At 67.2% G+C, this 18,474-nt stretch carries 17 protein-coding genes and 1 pseudogene; 6 read left to right on the top strand and 12 right to left on the bottom strand.

What is annotated here, in order from left to right; all coding sequences use genetic code 11:
• Positions 1–97: 97 nt before the first annotated feature.
• Positions 98–1,261 (top strand): lysylphosphatidylglycerol synthase transmembrane domain-containing protein, encoded by a 1,164-nt coding sequence (locus MJO54_RS00875; protein ID WP_234821579.1) that lies wholly within the window; start codon positions 98–100, stop codon positions 1,259–1,261.
• Between the two features lie 16 nt (positions 1,262–1,277).
• Here the strand turns inward: MJO54_RS00875 and MJO54_RS00870 are convergent.
• Positions 1,278–1,580: pseudogene (locus tag MJO54_RS00870) on the bottom strand (hemophore); the annotation flags it as partial.
• 387 nt (positions 1,581–1,967) lie between these two features.
• On the opposite strand from MJO54_RS00870, the gene MJO54_RS00865 reads away from it, so the two are divergent.
• Both MJO54_RS00865 and MJO54_RS00860 read left to right on the top strand, forming a co-directional pair.
• Positions 1,968–4,955: an MMPL family transporter gene (locus MJO54_RS00865; RefSeq protein ID WP_046284822.1), complete on the top strand. Its 2,988-nt coding sequence runs from the start codon at positions 1,968–1,970 to the stop codon at positions 4,953–4,955.
• Positions 4,952–5,446: a helix-turn-helix domain-containing protein gene (locus MJO54_RS00860; RefSeq protein ID WP_046284821.1), complete on the top strand. Its 495-nt coding sequence runs from the start codon at positions 4,952–4,954 to the stop codon at positions 5,444–5,446. The genes MJO54_RS00865 and MJO54_RS00860 overlap by 4 nt, the downstream gene beginning before the upstream one ends.
• A 23-nt stretch (positions 5,447–5,469) precedes the next feature.
• Here the strand turns inward: MJO54_RS00860 and MJO54_RS00855 are convergent, their stop codons facing one another.
• Together MJO54_RS00855 and MJO54_RS00850 are read right to left on the bottom strand one after the other, a co-directional pair.
• On the bottom strand, positions 5,470–6,183 hold the full coding sequence (locus MJO54_RS00855) for a hypothetical protein (RefSeq protein ID WP_046284820.1): 714 nt from the start codon (positions 6,181–6,183) through the stop codon (positions 5,470–5,472).
• Positions 6,180–6,893 carry an Rv1363c family protein gene (locus tag MJO54_RS00850; RefSeq protein WP_046284828.1) on the bottom strand — a complete coding sequence of 238 codons (714 nt, stop codon included), beginning with the start codon at positions 6,891–6,893 and terminating at the stop codon, positions 6,180–6,182. Before MJO54_RS00850 ends, MJO54_RS00855 begins: the two co-directional genes overlap by 4 nt.
• A gap of 51 nt (positions 6,894–6,944) precedes the next feature.
• Between MJO54_RS00850 and MJO54_RS00845 the strand changes: the two genes are divergently transcribed.
• Positions 6,945–8,990, top strand: coding sequence for a M13 family metallopeptidase (locus MJO54_RS00845; protein ID WP_046284819.1), 2,046 nt, complete (start codon positions 6,945–6,947; stop codon positions 8,988–8,990).
• 117 nt (positions 8,991–9,107) lie between these two features.
• Here MJO54_RS00845 and MJO54_RS00840 read toward each other — a convergent pair whose 3' ends face one another.
• The 4 genes from MJO54_RS00840 to MJO54_RS00825 form a co-directional block, all read right to left on the bottom strand.
• Positions 9,108–10,244: a L,D-transpeptidase gene (locus MJO54_RS00840; RefSeq protein WP_046284818.1), complete on the bottom strand. Its 1,137-nt coding sequence runs from the start codon at positions 10,242–10,244 to the stop codon at positions 9,108–9,110.
• Positions 10,245–10,404: 160 nt separating this feature from the next.
• On the bottom strand, positions 10,405–11,616 hold the full coding sequence (locus tag MJO54_RS00835) for an MFS transporter (RefSeq protein WP_065152321.1): 1,212 nt from the start codon (positions 11,614–11,616) through the stop codon (positions 10,405–10,407).
• A 79-nt stretch (positions 11,617–11,695) separates the two neighbouring features.
• Positions 11,696–11,989 (bottom strand): copper-sensing transcriptional repressor RicR, encoded by a 294-nt coding sequence (gene ricR, locus MJO54_RS00830; protein ID WP_064888580.1) that lies wholly within the window; start codon positions 11,987–11,989, stop codon positions 11,696–11,698.
• Positions 11,986–12,558 carry a DUF305 domain-containing protein gene (locus MJO54_RS00825; RefSeq protein ID WP_082957277.1) on the bottom strand — a complete coding sequence of 191 codons (573 nt, stop codon included), beginning with the start codon at positions 12,556–12,558 and terminating at the stop codon, positions 11,986–11,988. The genes ricR and MJO54_RS00825 overlap by 4 nt, the downstream gene beginning before the upstream one ends.
• 76 nt (positions 12,559–12,634) lie before the next feature.
• On the opposite strand from MJO54_RS00825, the gene ilvD reads away from it, so the two are divergent.
• Positions 12,635–14,356, top strand: coding sequence for a dihydroxy-acid dehydratase (gene ilvD / locus MJO54_RS00820; RefSeq protein WP_434085427.1), 1,722 nt, complete (start codon positions 12,635–12,637; stop codon positions 14,354–14,356).
• 57 nt (positions 14,357–14,413) lie between these two features.
• Here the strand turns inward: ilvD and MJO54_RS00815 are convergent, their stop codons facing one another.
• Both MJO54_RS00815 and MJO54_RS00810 read right to left on the bottom strand, forming a co-directional pair.
• A complete protein-coding gene (locus MJO54_RS00815) occupies positions 14,414–14,857 on the bottom strand; it encodes an SPW repeat protein (protein WP_105294441.1) in 444 nt (147 codons plus the stop codon).
• A gap of 128 nt (positions 14,858–14,985) precedes the next feature.
• Positions 14,986–15,645 carry an O-methyltransferase gene (locus MJO54_RS00810; protein WP_240175493.1) on the bottom strand — a complete coding sequence of 220 codons (660 nt, stop codon included), beginning with the start codon at positions 15,643–15,645 and terminating at the stop codon, positions 14,986–14,988.
• A 122-nt stretch (positions 15,646–15,767) separates the two neighbouring features.
• On the opposite strand from MJO54_RS00810, the gene mymT reads away from it, so the two are divergent.
• Positions 15,768–15,917 carry a copper-binding metallothionein MymT gene (mymT, locus tag MJO54_RS00805; protein ID WP_081654569.1) on the top strand — a complete coding sequence of 50 codons (150 nt, stop codon included), beginning with the start codon at positions 15,768–15,770 and terminating at the stop codon, positions 15,915–15,917.
• A 122-nt stretch (positions 15,918–16,039) separates the two neighbouring features.
• On the opposite strand, the gene MJO54_RS00800 is transcribed toward mymT, so the two are convergent.
• From MJO54_RS00800 to MJO54_RS00790, 3 genes are all read right to left on the bottom strand, one after another.
• On the bottom strand, positions 16,040–17,260 hold the full coding sequence (locus MJO54_RS00800; RefSeq protein WP_207543274.1) for an NADH:flavin oxidoreductase: 1,221 nt from the start codon (positions 17,258–17,260) through the stop codon (positions 16,040–16,042).
• Positions 17,257–17,844, bottom strand: coding sequence for a TetR/AcrR family transcriptional regulator (locus MJO54_RS00795; protein WP_064890426.1), 588 nt, complete (start codon positions 17,842–17,844; stop codon positions 17,257–17,259). Before MJO54_RS00795 ends, MJO54_RS00800 begins: the two co-directional genes overlap by 4 nt.
• A 111-nt stretch (positions 17,845–17,955) precedes the next feature.
• The gene (locus MJO54_RS00790; RefSeq protein ID WP_240176026.1) at positions 17,956–18,465 is read right to left on the bottom strand and encodes a TIGR04338 family metallohydrolase; all 510 of its coding nucleotides are present in this window, start codon (positions 18,463–18,465) and stop codon (positions 17,956–17,958) included.
• Positions 18,466–18,474: the final 9 nt, after the last annotated feature.

The raw sequence follows: 18,474 nt of genomic DNA, 5'->3' as shown, positions 1-18,474 counted from the left end.
CGTTTCGGACGACCGCGTCGATCCCGACGTCGTCGTTCATGGCGTCGGCGGGCAAGAACCCGCGGCTCCACAGCGCGCCGGTGGCAAATCCCGGTGGGTGCGCCCAGTCGTGGCGAGTCTGGTCGCGCTCGTGCTCACGGTCGAACTCGTGCTGGTGTGGGACCAGGTTTCCGCCGCGTGGTGCAGTCTCGGTCGTGCCGACGCCCGCTGGCTGGTCGGAGCGGTGGTGGCCGCGGCGGCATCGATGCACAGCTTCGCGCAGATCCAGCGGACGCTACTGAGCTCGGCCGGCGTGCACGTGTCCCAGCGGCAGTCCGAGGCCGCCTTCTACGCCGCCAACTCGCTCAGCACCACCCTGCCCGGCGGCCCGGTGCTGTCGGCAACCTTCCTGTACCGGCAGCAACGCCGTTGGGGCGCGACCCCGGTAGTGGCGTCATGGCAGCTGGTGATGTCGGGCGTATTGCAGGCGGTCGGGCTGGCCGTGCTGGGCCTCGGCGGCGCGTTCCTCCTCGGTGCGCGCAGCAACCCGTTCTCACTGTTGTTCACCCTCGGCGGGTTCATCGCGCTGCTATTGCTGGCGCAGGCGGTGGCCTCACGACCGGAGCTGATCGACGGCATCGGAGTTCGCGTGCTGTCCTGGTTTAACTCGATGCGCGCCCGGCCCACCGACGCCGGGTTGGCGACCTGGCGCCGGCTGCTGGGCCAACTGGAGTCGGTGAGCCTGGGCCGCCGGGACCTGTCGACGGCGTTCGGCTGGTCACTGTTCAACTGGGTCGCCGACGTCGCCTGCCTGGCGTGCGCCGCCTATGCCACCGGTGGGCGGGCGTCGGTTGCCGGTTTGACGGTGGCCTACGCCGCGGCCCGCGCGGCGGGGACGATTCCCCTGATCCCGGGTGGCTTGTTGGTGGTGGAGGCCGTGTTGGTGCCGGGTCTGGTGTCGAGCGGGCTGACCTTGCCAGACGCCATCTCTGCCGTGCTGATCTACCGGATGATCAGCTGGGTGCTGATCTCAGCCGCCGGCTGGGTGGTGTTCTTCTGCGTCTTCCGCACCGACAACGCGGCCGACCACGACACCGACGAGTACGCGCCGGTCCTCAGCGAACCGCGATCGGTTGGGTCACCGCACCGGCCGGAGGTCCGCTCACCGGCAGGCCGGTCACCGGCAGGCCGCCCACGGGCAGGCCGCCAGGCAGGCCGCCACCCGGCAGTCCGCCCTGAGCCTGCACGGCCTGCAGTAGCCCGAGCACCTGCGGCAGGCTGATCGCCAGCTTGCACTGGTCAGTCACCTCCTGAACCGGCGCAGTGATCTTGGCCAGGTCGTCGCCGACCTTCGGGTTGGCATCGAAGTGCGCCTTCAGGTTTGCCAGCGTCTGCGGGCCGGGCTGCTGCTGCAGTGCACCGGTCATCACCTGGTTGGTGTCCGGGTGCGAGTCCAGGTAGTCACCGGTCGAAGTGACGACCTTGCCCACGGTCCGGGCGATCTCGCTGGCCACACACGGGTCTTTGGCGGCGGTCGCCGAGGGCGCCGACGGGGTGGCCAGCAGCGCGGCCGTGACGGCCCCGCCAAGAATGACAGGCACGGCGGCAAGGACCCCCTTGCCCGGCAGACTGCGACGCACGGTGGCGTGGGTGATGTTCACGAATTCTCCTCACGACTGGCGAGATCTCCGATCGGCCCCGACGAGTCCCGCCACATTGCGGACGACGCTTCGACGATGGTCTGTGTGCGCGCGATGCCCCCCGGCAGCAACGGCAGATCGAAAGACGGCCTTTCGCCCATCCTGACAGTAACCACTTGATGCCGCCACCCGAGCACAGGTCAGGCTGGTCACAGTGTGGTTCCCGGACGGCATCGGAGCAGCTCAGAGGCGACAGAAACGGCCAGCGCAATCGGTTGCTGCGGTAGGCTCGCAGCACGCGACGCACCAGTGCGGGCGAGAGCGGGGAGAGACGAAATCCAGCAGTTCATGATGCGCTTCAGCAGCAACCTGCGCAGATTCCGCTGGGTGGTCTTCACAGGGTGGTTACTTGCTGTGATCCCCTCGCTCTACCTGGCCGCCACCCAGTCCGGCCATCTCACCGGTGGGGGCTTTGAGGTTCAGGGATCGCAGTCGCTGCATGTGCAGTACCAGCTCGAGGACCATTTTCCCGAGCAGGGCGCCTCACCGCTGGCCTTGGTGGCCGCACCCCGCGCCGATGCCACCTACCGAGACATGAAAGACGCCGTCGCGCTGCTCCAGCGGGCCGCCGGCGAAGTTCCCAGCGTGACGGTGCTGCCGGATACGACGCAGCCGCCGCCGCGGCCCGACCGGCCGTACGTGGTGTCCCTGCGAGTGGACTTCAATAACACCGGCGCGGTCGATGTCGCCAAGAAGCTGCGCACCAAGCTGGGCGTGGAAGGCGAACATCCCGGCCGGGTCGAAAACGGTTCGGTGAACCTCTACGTGATCGGGCAGGGCGCACTCGGCGCCGCAGCGTCGGCGAAGACCAAGCAGGACATCGGCGCAGCAGAGCGATGGAATCTGCCGATCGTGCTGGTCGTGTTGCTGGCCGTGTTCGGCTCACTGGCGGCCGCCGCAATCCCGCTGGCGTTGGGGATCGGCACGGTGATCGTCACCATGGGCCTGGTCTATCTGCTGTCGTTGTTCACCACGATGTCGGTGTTCGTCACGTCCACGGTGTCAATGTTCGGGATCGCGTTGGCGATCGACTACTCGCTTTTCATCCTGATGCGCTATCGCGAGGAACTGCGGGCCGGCCGGCAACCGCAGGAGGCCGTCGACGCGGCCATGGCGACGTCGGGGCTGGCGGTGGTGCTGTCGGGTCTCACCGTGGTGGCCTCCCTGACCGGGATCTATCTGATCAACACACCGGTGCTGGTGTCGATGGCGACCGGAGCGATCCTGGCTGTGTCGGTGGCGGTGCTGGCGTCGGTCAGCCTGACACCGGTGGTGCTGGCCGTGTTCGGCCGGGCAGTGGCCAAGCGGTCGGCGCTGCTGCACTGGGCGCGCAGCCCCCAGACCGTCCAATCACGGTTCTGGACCAGCTGGACGGCTTCGGTGATGCGACGTCCCTGGGCCTCGGCGTTGGTGGCTGCGGGATTCCTGCTGGCGCTCGCGGCGCCGGCGCTGTCGCTGTCGCTGGGCAACAGCATGCTTCGCCAGTTCGACTCCTCCCACGAGATCCGGGGCGGGGTGGCCGCGGCCGCCCAAGCCCTGGGCCCGGGTGCGCTGGGACCGATCCGGGTATTGGTGACCATCCCCGGCGCGGACGCATCGGCGCCGGCCCATGCCGAGACGTTTGCCGCGATCCGCCAGGAGATGTCGCAGGCCCCCAACATCGCTTCGGTGTCGCCGCCGGTCTTCGGCGACGACAACAGCAGCGGCCTGCTGTCCGCGGTGTTGTCCGTCGATCCCGAGGACATGGCCGCTCGGACAACCGTCGACTGGATGCGCGAACACCTGCCGGAGGCGGCTGGCTCGCCGGCGGTGCAGGTGGATGTCGGCGGACCGACAGCGTTGATCAAGGATTTCGACGACCGGGTCGCAGCGGCCGAACCGATGGTGCTGGTCTTCGTGGCGCTGATCGCCTTCCTGATGCTGTTGGTCTCCATCCAATCGGTGTTGCTGGCGCTCAAGGGCGTGGTGATGACGGTGCTGTCGGTGGCGGCTGCCTACGGCAGCCTGGTGATGGTGTTCCAGTGGGGCTGGCTGGAACGGTTCGGCTTCGCATCGACCGGTTCCATCGACACGTTCATTCCGCCACTCGTGCTGGCGATGACGTTCGGCTTGTCGATGGACTACGAGATCTTCCTGCTGACCCGCATCCGCGAGCGTTTCCTGCAGACCGGTAACACCCACGACGCAGTCGCCTACGGGGTGAGTACCAGCGCACGCACCATCACCAGCGCGGCCCTGATCATGATCGCGGTGTTCATCGGATTCGCGTTTGCCGGGATGCCGCTGGTCGCCGAGCTGGGGGTGGCCTGCGCGGTGGCGATCGCGGTCGACGCCACCGTGGTGCGGTTGGTGCTGGTTCCGGCGCTGATGGCGATGTTCGCCGAGTGGAACTGGTGGCTGCCGCGCTGGCTGGCCCGAATCCTGCCGTCGGTCGACTTCGAAAAGCCCCTACCCACAGTCGATTTAGGTGACGTCGTGGTCATCCCCGATGACATCTCCACCCTGATCACCCCCAGCGCCGACCTTCGTGTCGTGGTCAAGTCGGCGGCCCGGCTCAAAGGGCTGGTGCCCGACGCGGTCTGTGTCAGCGACCCGCTGGCACTGCGCGGCTGCGGCATCGCCGAGATGGCCACCAGCAAGATCCAAGCGGTGCCGGTCGCTACCGGGCCGGCCCCCTCCGGCGGCACCATGGTCAGCCATGCGCTGGCCCGGCTGACCGGCGGCTGGCAGTCGCGTACCGGTACCGTCCGGGCGCAGCCCCGCACCATCCGTCCGGTTCATCCGGTCACCGTGTGGCGCCGCCGGCTCGCCATCGCCCTCGACGCCCTGGAAACCGAGTCATGGGCGGCCACCGAGATCGGGCTCGATGTTCCGGCATTGACCCGGTGCCGTCCGATGGAAGCCGCCGCCGTCCAACTGCCCACCGGAGACCGGTTACAGATCCCCACCGGCGCCGAAACGCTACGCCTGGCGGGCTACCTGGTGCTGGCACGCAACAGCTCGCGCGACTACGCCGGGCTGGCTGAGCTCGCCGATGCGCTGGGCCCGAAAACCGTTGCTGGGGCCCTCCGCGGAATCGATGCGTACTACTCTGGTCAACCAGCCGACGGACACTGGATGGCCACCCAGCTGGTATGTCGACTCGCCGATCCGGAGCCCACCGCACGCGGCGACTACACCTCCGGCGACGATGCGCTTGGGGCGAGTACGGATTGGGAACACGTCCAAGGGCGCTGCCTGGCAGTTGCCGTGGCGATGCTGGAGGAGGCGAGGTGACGTTGGCCGCGGATCGACGCCGTGGGCCGCTGCCCCGGCAGCCGTCCGGCGACACCGACCGGCCGGTCGAGTTCTGGCCCACGTCGGCCATCCGCGCTGCGCTGCAGACCGGCGACATCTCCACCTGGCAGCTCATCGTGGTGGCACTCAAGCGCGATCCCTACGGCCGCACCGCGCGCCAGGTCGAAGAGGTGCTGGAGGGCACCGAATCCTTCGGTATCGCCAAGGCCCTGTCGGAGGTCCTGGCCCGCACCCGGGCCCACCTGGAGGCCAACGAACGCGCGGAGGTCGCGCGTCACATGCGGGTGCTGATCGAGCGGTCGGGATTGAGCCAGCACGAGTTCGCCTCACGGGTCGGTGTCCCAGCCGACACGCTCGGTGAATACCTCAGCGGTACGGTCAGCCCGCCGGCCTCGCTGATGATCCGGATGCGCCGATTGTCCGACCGCTTCGTCAAGCTGCAGACCCGCGAGGCGCCCGACATCGTCTGACGCCGGGCGCTGCGCCTTCCGCGTCAGCGAGCGTGGATCGGTGACATCTCCAGGACCAGCCACTGACCGCCGCGCTTGGTCAGTGTCACCCGCACCGGCACGACCGACTGCTTGACCTGCTGGTTCGCCACTGTCTGGACGCTGCGCATCACAACTGCGACCCGCGCGGCCGACGGCCCGAGCGCCTCGACACCGGCGCTGAGCGTCTGCGCCTCGACCGCGATATTGCGGTTGGCCATGTCGGTGGCGGTCCGGCCGATGCTCTCCCGGAACGCGTTGACCCGGTCCGGGACCATGTAGGTCGCAGCCTTCTCGATCGATGCGTCCGGGTTGGCCGGCGAGACCGTGGCCGCAGCTTCGGCCATGGCGACGGCGGTCTTGACCGCCTCAACCGAGTCGACCTCCAGGTCACGGTCCGGAACGGTCCAGCGCAGGTATCCGAGCACTGCTGCGGCCACCAGCGCGGCCGCGGCCAGGCCGACGACCCCAAAGCGCAGACCGGGCCGCTCGTTGTCGGTGCCGACCGTGACCGCGTCACGGCGCAGCAGCACGAAGTTGACGACCATGCCCTCGACGATCAGCAGGATCAGCACCGAGCACAGCGACACGTACCAGACCGGCCAGTCCAGCGTCAGCCCGACCAGCAGCAGGCCGCCGACCGCGGCCAGCGGCGCGGCGATGTCGACGGCCACCACCCGCCACAGAGATTGCGTTTTCAAGAGTTCCAGCTTGCTCATCGAATCGACCTCAATCGGGAGATCATCATGTTGCCGGCGACGTCGGTGACGTCGAGGTGCAGAGCCCAGTGCACGGTCTGGGGCCTGCCGCCGACGTTCTCGGCGATCGAGGTGGCGATCACCATCACCGGATCGGTACGGCCGGGGTTCGACGGCTTGTCGGCTCCGGTCGCGGCCGGCTCGTCGAGATCGTGGTGCTCGAGCTCGATGGCGACGGCTTCGATCCGGCCGCTGCTGCGCGACTGGATTCGCTGCACCACGTCACGGTAGGGCGCCAAGGCGGCGTCGAATTCGCTGTTGAGTTCGCCGACGGTCTTGTCGCGCAGCCGCGCCATGCCCTTCTCGACGTTCTCGGCGTTCAAGTTGATCAGCACGCTGGTCCAGCTGGCGGCGGTCTGCAGCACCCGACTGCGATAGCCGCGCTCGTTGACATCCTCGTGGTGTTCGTACCAGGTGATCAGGCTGAAGATCAACGCCGCCACCGCGACCACGCCGAGGGCCACCGAGCCCCATCCGTAGCCGGAGAGGCCGCCGCCTGAGGCCGCCGCCGGTTGGGCGTGCGTGCCCTTTTTGCCGGCCTTCGCTGGCGCCTTTTCGTGGACCTGCTCTGCGGCGGCCGGGTCCTCGGCGCTCTCGACAGTGACGTCGTCGAGCTCGGTGATCTCAGCATCCACCTCGGTGGCGTCGTCGGGTTGCTGCTCGTCAGGCATGGCGGTGACGCTACAGGAGAGCTGCAGCATCCGTCGTGGAAGGATGGGACGGTGACCTCACCAGCCACCCGTTCCGGCCTTGATCTCACCTATATAGATAGTGGTGTCCGCCCGCAGGACGATCTGTTCGGTCATGTCAACGGCCGGTGGCTCGACGGCTACGAGATGCCGGCGGACCGTGCCACCGACGGAGCCTTTCGCGCTCTGTTTGATCGGGCCGAGAGCCAGGTCCGCGACTTGCTCGACGAAGCCGCCGATTCAGCGAGGTTCGACGCAGGAGAGGCGAAGCTGGGATCGGCGCGTGAACCCGCCGCGGCGGGCGCGGACGCGGCCGATACCGACGAGCGCCGGATCGGCGAACTCTACGCCAGCTTCATCGACGAGCAGACTGTCCGCGAGCGCGGGGTGGAGCCGCTGCGTCAGGAGCTGGCCGCGATCGACAATGCCGGTGACCGCGAGGCCTTGGCGCGGGTGGTGGGCGCAGGCCAGCGCACGGGGATCGGCGGCGGCGTCGGGCTCTACGTGGACACCGACTCGAAAGACTCGACTCGCTACCTACTGCACCTGAACCAGTCGGGCATCGGGCTGCCCGATGAGTCCTACTACCGCGAGGAGCAGCACGCCGAGATCCTGGCGGCCTACCCGGGGCACATCGCAGCGATGTTCGCTCTGGTCTACGGCGGGGAACCGGACGAGCACGCCGCGACCGCGGCACGCATTGTGGCGTTGGAGACCCGCTTGGCGGGCGCGCACTGGGACGTGGTGAAGCGCCGCGACGCCGAGCTGACCTACAACCTGCGCACCTTCGCCGGGCTGCCGGTCGAGGCGCCTGGCTTCGACTGGGCCGGCTGGGTGGGCGCTCTCGGCGTCGCCGTCGCGGCGGCCGACGAGCTGGTCGTGCGGCAACCCGATTTCCTGACGGCCTTCGCCGCCTTGTGGGAGAGCGCGGACTTCGCCGACTGGCAGGACTGGGCACGGTGGCGGGTCATTCATGCGCGCGCCGGGCTACTGACCGAGGAATTGATCGCCGAGGACTTCGAGTTCTACGGACGCCGACTGTCGGGCACCGAGCAGATCCGGGACCGCTGGAAGCGCGGCGTGTCCGTGGTTGAGTCCCTGATGGGCGACGCCGTCGGAAAGCTTTACGTGGCAAAGCATTTCCCGCCGGACGCCAAGGCACGCATCGACGAGCTGGTAGGGAATCTGCGCGAGGCCTACCGGGTCAGCATCACCAACCTGGACTGGATGACCCCGGAAACGCGAGAGCGGGCGCTGGCCAAGCTGGACAAGTTCACCGCCAAGGTCGGCTATCCCGCAAAGTGGCGGGACTACTCCGCGCTGGTCACCGACCCCGCCGACCTCTACGGCAACTACCTGCGCGGCTATGCGGTCAACTACGACCGCGAACTGGCCAAGTTGGGCCAGCCGGTGGACCGCGACGAATGGTTCATGACACCGCAGACCGTCAACGCCTACTACAACCCGGGGATGAACGAGATCGTCTTCCCCGCCGCGATCCTGCAACCACCGTTCTTCGACGCCGACGCCGACGACGCGGCCAACTACGGCGGTATCGGCGCGGTGATCGGCCACGAGATCGGGCACGGTTTCGACGACCAGGGCGCCAAGTATGACGGCGACGGCAACCTGATCGATTGGTGGACCGACGCCGACCGCGACGAATTCGGTTCCCGCACACGCGCATTGATCGCCCAGTACGAGAACTATGTGCCGCGTGAACTCGACGGCGACCGCCACGTGAATGGTGCGTTCACCGTCGGCGAGAACATCGGCGACCTGGGCGGGCTCTCCATTGCCCTGCTCGCCTACCAGCTGTCACTGGCCGGCACCGAGGCTGCGGTGATCGACGGCTTGACCGGCACGCAGCGCGTTTTCTTCGGCTGGGCGCAGGTGTGGCGCACGAAATCCCGTGACGCCGAAGCGATCCGGCGCCTGGCCGTGGATCCGCACTCACCGCCGGAGTTCCGCTGCAACGGGGTGATCCGCAACATGGACGCCTACTACGACGCCTTCGGCGTCACGCCGGACGACGCGCTCTACCTCGAGCCCGCATCCCGCGTCCGGATCTGGAACTGACGGTCCCCTTCTTACGGCGCGAGCGGTCCCCCGCAAGCGGGAGGTGCCCCCAACGAAAGCCCCCATTTTCAAGCTGAAATGGGGGCTTTCGCGACTACTCGCGGTCGAGGGTGCGCCTTACATCTGCCAGTCTTGGGAACCGTCGTTTTTGGTGTAGCTACCGACGGAGTTCTTCACCACGACGGGATCGCCGCTGCCGAAGTTGTCGTAGAACCACTTGGCGTTGGCCGGGCTGAGGTTGATGCAGCCGTGGCTGACATTGCGCTTGCCCTGGTCGGCCACTGACCACGGCGCGCTGTGCACGAAGCCGCCGCTGTTGTCGATCCGGACCGCATCCTGCACGGTGAGCTTGTATCCCCAACTGGAGTTCACCGGAACGCCGTAGGTGGAGGAGTCCATCACCACCGTGGGGAACTTCTCCAGCACGTAGTAGGTGCCGTTGGGGGTCTCGTGCCCACCCGCGCTCATCCCCATCGACATCGGGAAGGTCTTCTCCACCTTGCCGTCTCGGGTGATCGTCATCTGGTGCGTCTTGTCATCGGCAGTGGCCACCAGGGAGTCACCGGTGCGGAAGCTCGACTTGGTACCGCCTGCGTCGATGTTGACGACGGTGTGGGCGGGCCAGAAGTTCAGCGGACGCCACCGCACCTGGCTGGGTGTCATCCAGTAGAACTTGCCGGACACCGGCGGGTTCGACGAGATGTGGATGGCCTGCTCGGCCATTGCCTTGTCGGCGATCGGCCGCTGGAAGTCAATGATGATCGGCTTGGCGACACCCACCATCGAGCCGTTGACGGGGTTGAACGACGGCGGCAGGAACGGCGCCGTGCCAGTGAACGGCTCCGGGTTCTGTCCCACGACCGGTCCAGAAGCGGCGGCCGGCACCGCACCGGGCTGCCCCGGGGCTGCCGGGTCTGCCGAGCCGGCCGGAACTGCCTGCGGGTCCGGACCTGGGGGGACGCCCTCGGGCGCGGCGGGTAACCCGGGTGCGAGCTCGGGCGGTGGCGGGAACGCCGGCGGCTCGCCCGGCGGTGGCGGCGGCGGAGGCAGCTCCGGCGGAGGCGGCGGGAACTGCGGGAACTCCGGCGGGGGCGGCGGCGCGGCCGGGTCGGCCGGCCCGGCGTCCGCTGCGGCCGGATCGCCGGGCTGCTGCGGCGGATCAGCCAGGGCTGATCCGCAACCGAGCGTGAGACTCGCGGCCAAGCCAGCCGCGCTGAGCCACGCGCCGAACTGCGCGAGCTTCCATCCCGACATCTACCTACCTCCGGTCACGATCTTGATCCCAGTGTCTCACAGGATGGTTGCCAGCTAACTCTCGAAGTGGGTGGGATGCGGCGCGAGATCCGAGCGCCAATGCGCCTGACCAGCAGTGTTGATAAAGGCCGGAGTGGCGAACGTTACCGCTCCAGGAACGTCAGGGAACGACGAACAGGCGCTTGCTGGCCGCGATACCGACTGCGGCGACGCCGACCAGCAGTGCCGAGGCCACCAACATGGCCGAGGTCCCGGCCCGCTCGAACAGCAGCCCGCCGGCCAGCGAGCCGCCGGTGATGCCGACCTGAAACGCCGTCACGTACAGCCCCGACGCGCCGTCGGGGTCGTCGGGCGCAGTGCGCATCGCCGCCGACTGCAGCATCGGCGATACCGCCATCGCCATCGCACCCCAGAGCACGATCGCGGCCGCCCCCACCGCCGTCGTCCCGGTGGTGTGGTGCCCGCCGAGGGACAGCGCCGCCAACACTACGAAGGCCGCCGACATCGCGGCCATGCAGCCGCCGGTGACCAGTTTGGGTCGGTGGTCGACGGGTCGGGCCAGCAGCGGCATCGCGATCAACCCGGCGGCCCCGAACGCCGCGAGCAACCAGGCCAGGCGGGCCCCCGGCACGCCGACCACGTCACCGATGATCACCGCGATGAAGGTGTAGGAGATGAAGTGCCCGGTGACAGCGATCAGCATCAGCGCGCTCACCGCCACCAGTCGCCCGTTGCGGTGGTGATGGTTGCCGACCAGCGCCAGCTGGTCGGTGCTGAGCACCAGGGCCGGCAGCGCCAATCGGGCTGCCAAGGTGATGGCCGCGGCCGCCACCGTGATCACCACGACGGCCAGTCGCCATCCCCACAGCAGGCTCATTGCCGAGGTCAGGGGGATGCCGACCACCAGCGCGAGGCTGGTGCCGACATAAATCGCTGTCGTCGCGCGGCCCGAATGGCTGGGCGGCACCAGTCGGGTGGCGATGGGCGCCAGCACCGACCACATCAGGCCGTGTGTGACGGCGCACAGCGCCCGGCCGCCGGCCAGCACGGCGAAGTTGGGCGCAAGCGCCGAGATCACCTGGGAAGCGGTCAGGCAGATCAGGGTGAGCAGCAGCACCCGGCGGCGCGGCCAGAACGCGGTCCAGCGCACCAGCGGAAGCGTCGTCGCTGCGGCCACCACCGCGTACCAGGCCAGCAACGTCCCGACCAGCGCCTCGCTGACGTCCAGACCGGCCGAGATCGCAGGCAGCGCACCGACCGGCAGGATCTCAGCGGTGGCGTAGATGAAAGCCGCGGCCGACAGAATCGCCAACCGCGCCGTGGTCTGTGGCGTCCACGGCCTCAAGCGGGCATTTCCGGTTTCAACAGTCATGTATTGGGGGCAGCGTCGAGTGGTGTGTGGCGCAGGGCGCTCCCGGTAACTGCTGGCTCACATGGTAACGGCGCGAGGGTCAGGAACGAACTAACCGCGCAATCGCTGCCGAGGCTTCGGCGAGTTTGGCGTCGCCCTCCGGGCCGCCGCTTGCGACTGCCCCGCTGACGCAGTGCGCCAGGTGTTCGTCGACCAGGTTCAGCGCCACGGACCGCAGCGCACTGTTGACCGCGCTGATCTGGGTGAGGACGTCGATGCAGTACTTGTCCTCTTCGATCATCTTGGCGATGCCGCGCACCTGGCCCTCGATGCGGCGCATCCGTTTGGCGTAGTTGTCTTTGCGCGGGGAGTATCCCGGAGCATCGGTGGTCATGGCGCCCCCAACAGTTGGTTCATCTGGTTGATCTCGGCTTGCTGAAACGGCAGGAGCGATTGCGCGATACTGATCGCCTCGGGACTCTCACCATGTTGAATCTCGTTCTGCGCCAGCGTGATCGCACCACGCTGATGGGCGATCATCGTTTGCAGCCACAGGGTGTCGAATGCCGGTCCGCGCAGGCTGCGCAGCTTGTCGATGGCGGCCTTGTCCACCATGCCGGGAATGTCGGCGTCCCGGGCCTGCTCGGAGTGCCCGCCGGGGACCTCCCACTGCAACAGCTGCGCCTGACAACCCTGCAGTTCGGTGCGTTGCTGGGTTGCGCTCTGATCGGCGAATGCCACCAGCGCCGGGTTGCCGCTCTGGCTGTACACCATGGCCGCCAGTTCCAGGGACTGCTGGTGGTGGATCACCATGTCTTCGAGAAACCTCACGTCGGCGGGGCTGCCGGAGGCCATGCCTGCCGCACTGGACGACGCTTCGGGCGCCGGAGTGGGCGCGTGGTGACAACCGCCGGCGGCCATGCCGACAGTGGCCGCGACGACGACGGTAAGAACCGATCTCATGCGCCCACTTTAGCGCATACCCCCTTGGGGTATTTATTCGTTTTGCCCGGTCCGGCCCTACCGGCATACTGAGCTGGTGAATTCGCCGAGCACCAACGCCGCCGGGGCGTCCGTCGACATCAAACCGCGCAGTCGTGACGTCACCGACGGCCTGGAGAAGACCGCCGCCCGCGGCATGCTGCGCGCCGTCGGCATGGGCGACGACGACTTCGCCAAGCCCCAAATCGGTGTGGCGTCGTCATGGAACGAGATCACGCCCTGCAACCTGTCGCTGGACCGGCTGGCCAAGGCCGCCAAAGAGGGCGTCCTTCAGGCCAGTGGTTACCCGCTGGAATTCGGCACCATCTCGGTCTCCGACGGCATCTCGATGGGCCATGAGGGCATGCACTTCTCGCTGGTCTCGCGCGAGGTGATCGCCGACAGCGTTGAGACCGTGATGTGCGCCGAACGGTTGGACGGCTCGGTGTTGCTGGCCGGTTGCGACAAGTCGCTGCCGGGGATGTTGATGGCCGCGGCACGCCTGAACCTGGCCTCAGTCTTCCTCTACGCGGGATCGACCATGCCGGGCTACGCAAAATTGTCCGACGGCACCGAGCGCGAGGTGACGATCATCGACGCGTTCGAGGCGGTCGGCGCCTGTTCGCGCGGGCTGATGTCCCAAGAGGACGTCGACATCATCGAGCGCTCGATCTGTCCCGGCGAGGGCGCCTGCGGCGGCATGTACACCGCCAACACCATGGCCAGCGCGGCCGAGGCGCTGGGCATGTCGCTGCCCGGCAGCGCCTCCCCGCCGGCGATCGACCGGCGCCGCGACGGCTATGCGCGCGCCAGCGGTCAGGCCGTGGTGGAGTTGCTGCGCCGTGGCATCACGGCACGCGACATCTTGACCAAAGAGGCGTTCGAGAACGCGATCGCGGTGGTGATGGCGTTCGGCGGATCGACCAACGCGGTGCTGCACCTGCTGGCGATCGCCCGCGAGGCCGAGGTGGATCTGACCCTGGCCGACTTCTCTCGGGTGGGCGCCAAAGTGCCGCACCTGGCCGACGTCAAGCCGTTCGGGGCGCACGTCATGTACGACATCGACAAGATCGGCGGGGTGCCGGTCATGTTGAAGACCCTGCTGGAAGCCGGTCTGCTGCACGGCGACTGCATGACCGTCACGGGAAAGACGATGGCGGAGAACATCGCCGAGCTCAATCCCCCGGTCGTCGACGGCAAGGTGCTACACGCACTGACCAACCCGATCCACCCGACCGGCGGCATCACCATTCTGCGCGGCTCGCTGGCGCCCGAGGGTGCGGTGGTCAAGTCCGCGGGCTTCGACACCGACGTGTTCGAAGGCACCGCAAGGGTTTTCGACGGCGAGCGGGCGGCGCTGGACGCGCTGGAAGACGGCACGATCAGCGCCGGCGACGCCGTGGTGATCCGCTACGAGGGCCCCAAGGGCGGCCCGGGTATGCGGGAGATGCTGGCGATCACCGGGGCCATCAAGGGTGCCGGTCTCGGTAAGGACGTCCTGCTGCTGACCGACGGGCGGTTCTCCGGCGGCACCACCGGCCTGTGCGTCGGCCACATCGCCCCCGAGGCGGTGGACGGCGGACCGGTTGCGTTCCTGCGCGACGGCGACAAGATCCGCCTCGACGTGGCTAATGCAACCCTGGACGTGGTGGCGGATCCGGATGAATTCGCTGCCCGCGCCCAGGGTTTCACGCCGCCGCCGCCGCGTTACACCACCGGCGTGCTCGCCAAGTACCGCAAGCTGGTGGGCTCCGCCGCCAACGGCGCCGTCTGCGGCTAGCCGTCGGCGGCCAGTGGGGCCCACCCGCCTGCGGGGGGACTATTCGCGATCGGTTCGTCAGGTGTGCCGGGCTGACTCACTGCGCGCCCGCATACCGAAATACGCGGCGTTGAGGCCGAGGATCGTCATCAGCGCACCGGTGATCACGTTCGACCAGATCATCTCGGCGCTCGGTGATCCGTTCATCAGGATCCAGGGCGACACGATGAACCAGACCCCGAAGAACGGCAGGGTCCACGCAAGCCCGTGCATGCGATCGAGCGCCGCCGCCATCCCGCACGCCAGGAAGGCGACGCAGAGCCCGACGACCAGGTTCGTGATGGCCAACCTGGTGGTCGCCTCGAATCCGACAATCCACGGGGATGCCGCCCCGTAGACGGCCGCCAGCAGCGTCAATCCGAAGGTTCCCTGAGCCGTCATCGACTCGGCGGCGCGCTCGTACCGTGCCCGCAGAGCTAACAGATCGGGGTGGTGTTCGATTGATGAATGGACTGTACTCATTTCGTAACCTTTCTGTTATTTAACAGGCGGTTTGGTGCCAGCTGCACCCATCCATCTGATGAAAGATTACGCCCGGCCGCCGTTTGCCAGCAACGAAATGTTCGCCGCCAACCGACCGTCGGCCACTGCTAATCGACCACGGCCAGGGCGAAGCCGTCCCAGCCCTTGGACCCGACGGTCTGCAGGGCGGCGGCCCGCAGCCGCGGGTGTGTGCCCATCAGCTCCAACACGTCCCGGCTGCCGCGCGCCGTCGCGTCGTCGGAGCGCGGATCCAGGATCGCGCCATCGCGGATCACGTTGTCCACCACGATCACCGAGCCGGGGCGGGATAGCTGCACGGCCCAATTCAGGTAGCCGACGTTGTTCTCCTTGTCGGCGTCGATGAACACCAGATCGAACGGCTCGCCGGTCAGCGTCGGCAGGGTCTCCAGGGCGGCACCCACCAGAATCTGCACCCGATCACCGACGCCGGCACGGTCCAGATTGCCGCGTGCGACCTCGGCATGCTTGGGCTCGTACTCCAGCGTCACCACCGAGCCAGTCGGTCCCACAGCTCGCGCCAGCCAGATGGTGCTGTAGCCGCCCAGCGTGCCGATCTCCAGGATTCGGCTGGCACAGGCCGCGGCCGCCAACAGATTCAGGAACTTGCCCTGTTGTACCGAGACTGCGATGGGCGGAAGTCCGGCCTCGTCGCTGGCGGCCAGCGCCGCGGTCAGTGCCGGGTCTTCTCCGGCGAACAGGTTGTCCAGCAGGGCATCAACATCGCGGGGCGTGGGCTTTTCAGTCACTTCATCCACGCTAGCCCGCGATCGCCATTCTGGCTCCTGATTTTTCTTTACCCCATACCCCTATGGGGTATATAGTCAGGGCACCCGGCCGCCGCCGGGGATCACAGAGGAAGGTGTGACACATGGCGAACTACGAGGATGGAACCCTGCTGACGTGCGGCCACGAAGGCTGCGGCTGCCGCGTCCGCATCGAGACGGCGTGCCACTGCTCTGGCTCGGGGCAGGCCTACCGCTGCACCTGCGGCGACGAGCTGGTACCCGTCAAGAGCTAACGACAGACAGGCGGCGCCGGTGACGCACAACCTCGACCGTTGTGCGTCACCGGACGCCTGCTCTTGGTGTACACCACCATCTAGGCGCCAGGGGCTGATGAAACGCCCGCTTCGGAAACGCTTCAGCACCGCGGAGATCGTGGTGGGCACAAGGGCTCCCGGTCCATCCCGATCGGGCGCAAGACGCAACGGGTCCGCTCGAAGGTCGTCACCATGCAGGTGTTGCAATGCGTACACAGGGAACGGGAATCTGCGTCAGCGTCAATCCGCTTGACCAGACCCGGGTCCCGCAGCAGACCCCTGGCCATCGCCACGAACTCAAAGCCTTCGCTCATCGCCAGATCCATGCTGCGACGATTGGTGATACCGCCGAGCAGAATCAACGGCATGGTCAATTCCCGTCGGAACTGGCGAGCCGTGTCGAGTAGATAGAGTTCTTCAAACGGATACCGACGCAGGAAGCCCCGGCCAGCGATGGCGAAGAACCAGCTCAGCGGCCGCGGGAAGACTCCGGCGAACTCGGTACGGGGAGCTCGGCCGCGAAAGTAGTACATCGGATTTAGTAGCGAACTACCCGCTGTGAGCTGAAGTGCGTCCAGTGCACCGTCGTCCTGCAGCCATCGACCGATCTGCAGGCCGTCCTCGGTGTGCAGGCCACCGGAGAAGCCGTCTTCCATATTGAGTTTCGCCGTGACAGCGATGCGATCCCCAACCTCTTCTCGAACCGCAAGGGCAATTTCTCGAGCTAACCGAGCGCGATTCGCCAGGCTCCCGCCGTAGCTATCACTTCGACGGTTCAACAACGGACTGAAGAATGCACTGACCAGGTAGTTGTGTCCGAAATGCAGCTCCACAGCGTCAAATCCGGAAGAAACCGCCACCCTGGCCGCCCTCGCGTGGTCGGCAACCACTCGACGCAAGTCCCCGGAATCGGGGCGGCGGGTGAACGCCATACCCAGTGGACTGAACAATCTGCTCGGGGAGACGGCCGGAAGTCCGTTGGACTTGGCGTTTGCCACGGGTCCGGCATGCCCGAGTTGGGCGCACGCGGCGGCGCCCTCCGCGTGGATGGCGTCGGTTAGGCGCTGCAGTCCCTGGACCGCCTCCGGCGTCATGAGGATCTGGTCGCGTTCGGTTCGCCCTTCCGGCGACACCGCGCAATAGGCCACCGTCGTCATTCCCACGCCACCCGCCGCCGGAGCACGGTGGAAGTCGATCAAGTCTTCGGTGACTGCCCCGCCTGGTGTACGCGCCTCGAAGGTCGCCGCTTTGATGACGCGGTTCCGCAACGTGATCGGCCCCAGTGCCGCCTGACCGAAGACGTCGGCCGCCACGGCATTCACGAGCCCGCCACCGGCGCCGACAGACCCGCGGCCACGAAGTCCCGTAGGTTCCGCACCTTCTCCTCGGTGAGTCGACGGTCGCCGGCCAGAGGATCGCCGAACTGTACGAAAATCAATTCGAACGCGAGCATCCACCGGTGCACGGCGTCCCGCTCACTCAATCCAGCCACCTGGGCGGACAGAATGCGTGCCCAGGGTGTCACCGTGAACCATCTTTTTGTCCACGCGACTTCATTGCGGGCCAGCAGCAGGCGCGCCAACAAGTGCAGGTACAGCCGACCTGCCGGATCAGCCGCCAACGTCGCGATCGGATCCACCACGATCCGCACCGCGGTATCGACGGACATCGCGCAATCCGCCGTCACCTCAGGCAGCGCATCTGCCCACAGCGGGCCCAATCGGGTCTCTAGAAGCGCCGTCACCAAACCGACCTTTGATCCGAAATGGTAGTGCACCGCAGCCGGATTCACTCCGGCGGCGGCGCACACGGCACGCACCGACACCGCCTCATAGCCGGATTCCAGCAACAGTCGTTCGGTCACGTTCAGCAGATGCTCGCGAGTGGACGTCTCGATGCGTGTCATAGCAGCATCAAAGCACGATTCAATCGCCGATTCAATCAGTGATTGAGCGATTCATGCCGATCGCCTTCGAGGTGATCTCATGACCGTGGCGTGACCCCTTGAGCGCCGCCGCTAACGCACACCCTCCTTCGCGAACACCACCCGCAGCACATAGCCCAATTCCGGGCCCATCACCATTTCGGCCAGCTCACAGAACGTTGCGACGAATTCCGGGCCGTGCGGCGGTCGAGCGTCACACAGATGGTGCGCAATCTCGTGCAGCACCACCAGTTCTCGCAATGCCCAGTCCACGCCGCGCTGATCCGGTACGGCGATAACGCCTGCTGCACTGAGCTTTTCGTAGTGCGCCGCCGTGGTTCCACGGCGGGCGCGCACAGTCAGCGCAGAAGCATCCGGCCATCGAGCGCGCACTGGCGACAGCGCCATGACGTCCTCGACATAGCGCCCGACGGCGGCTACCGAACCGAAACGGGCCTCGGGCGGCAACGTCAGCTCGGCGCCGAAGAACTCCACACTTCGCCTGCCGCTCTCGGCAGCTCGGTCGAACAAGGTGCGAACGAAGACCTCCGCGGCATAGACCTTGGCGCGCTGACCGTCGCGCTCGGAAGCGCCCTCACTCAATGTTCCAGC

Source organism: Mycolicibacter virginiensis, assembly GCF_022374935.2.
GTDB lineage: Bacteria > Actinomycetota > Actinomycetes > Mycobacteriales > Mycobacteriaceae > Mycobacterium > Mycobacterium virginiense.
The sequence above is the reverse complement of the archived record's forward strand: the minus strand, read 5'-3'. Positions and strand labels throughout refer to the sequence as shown.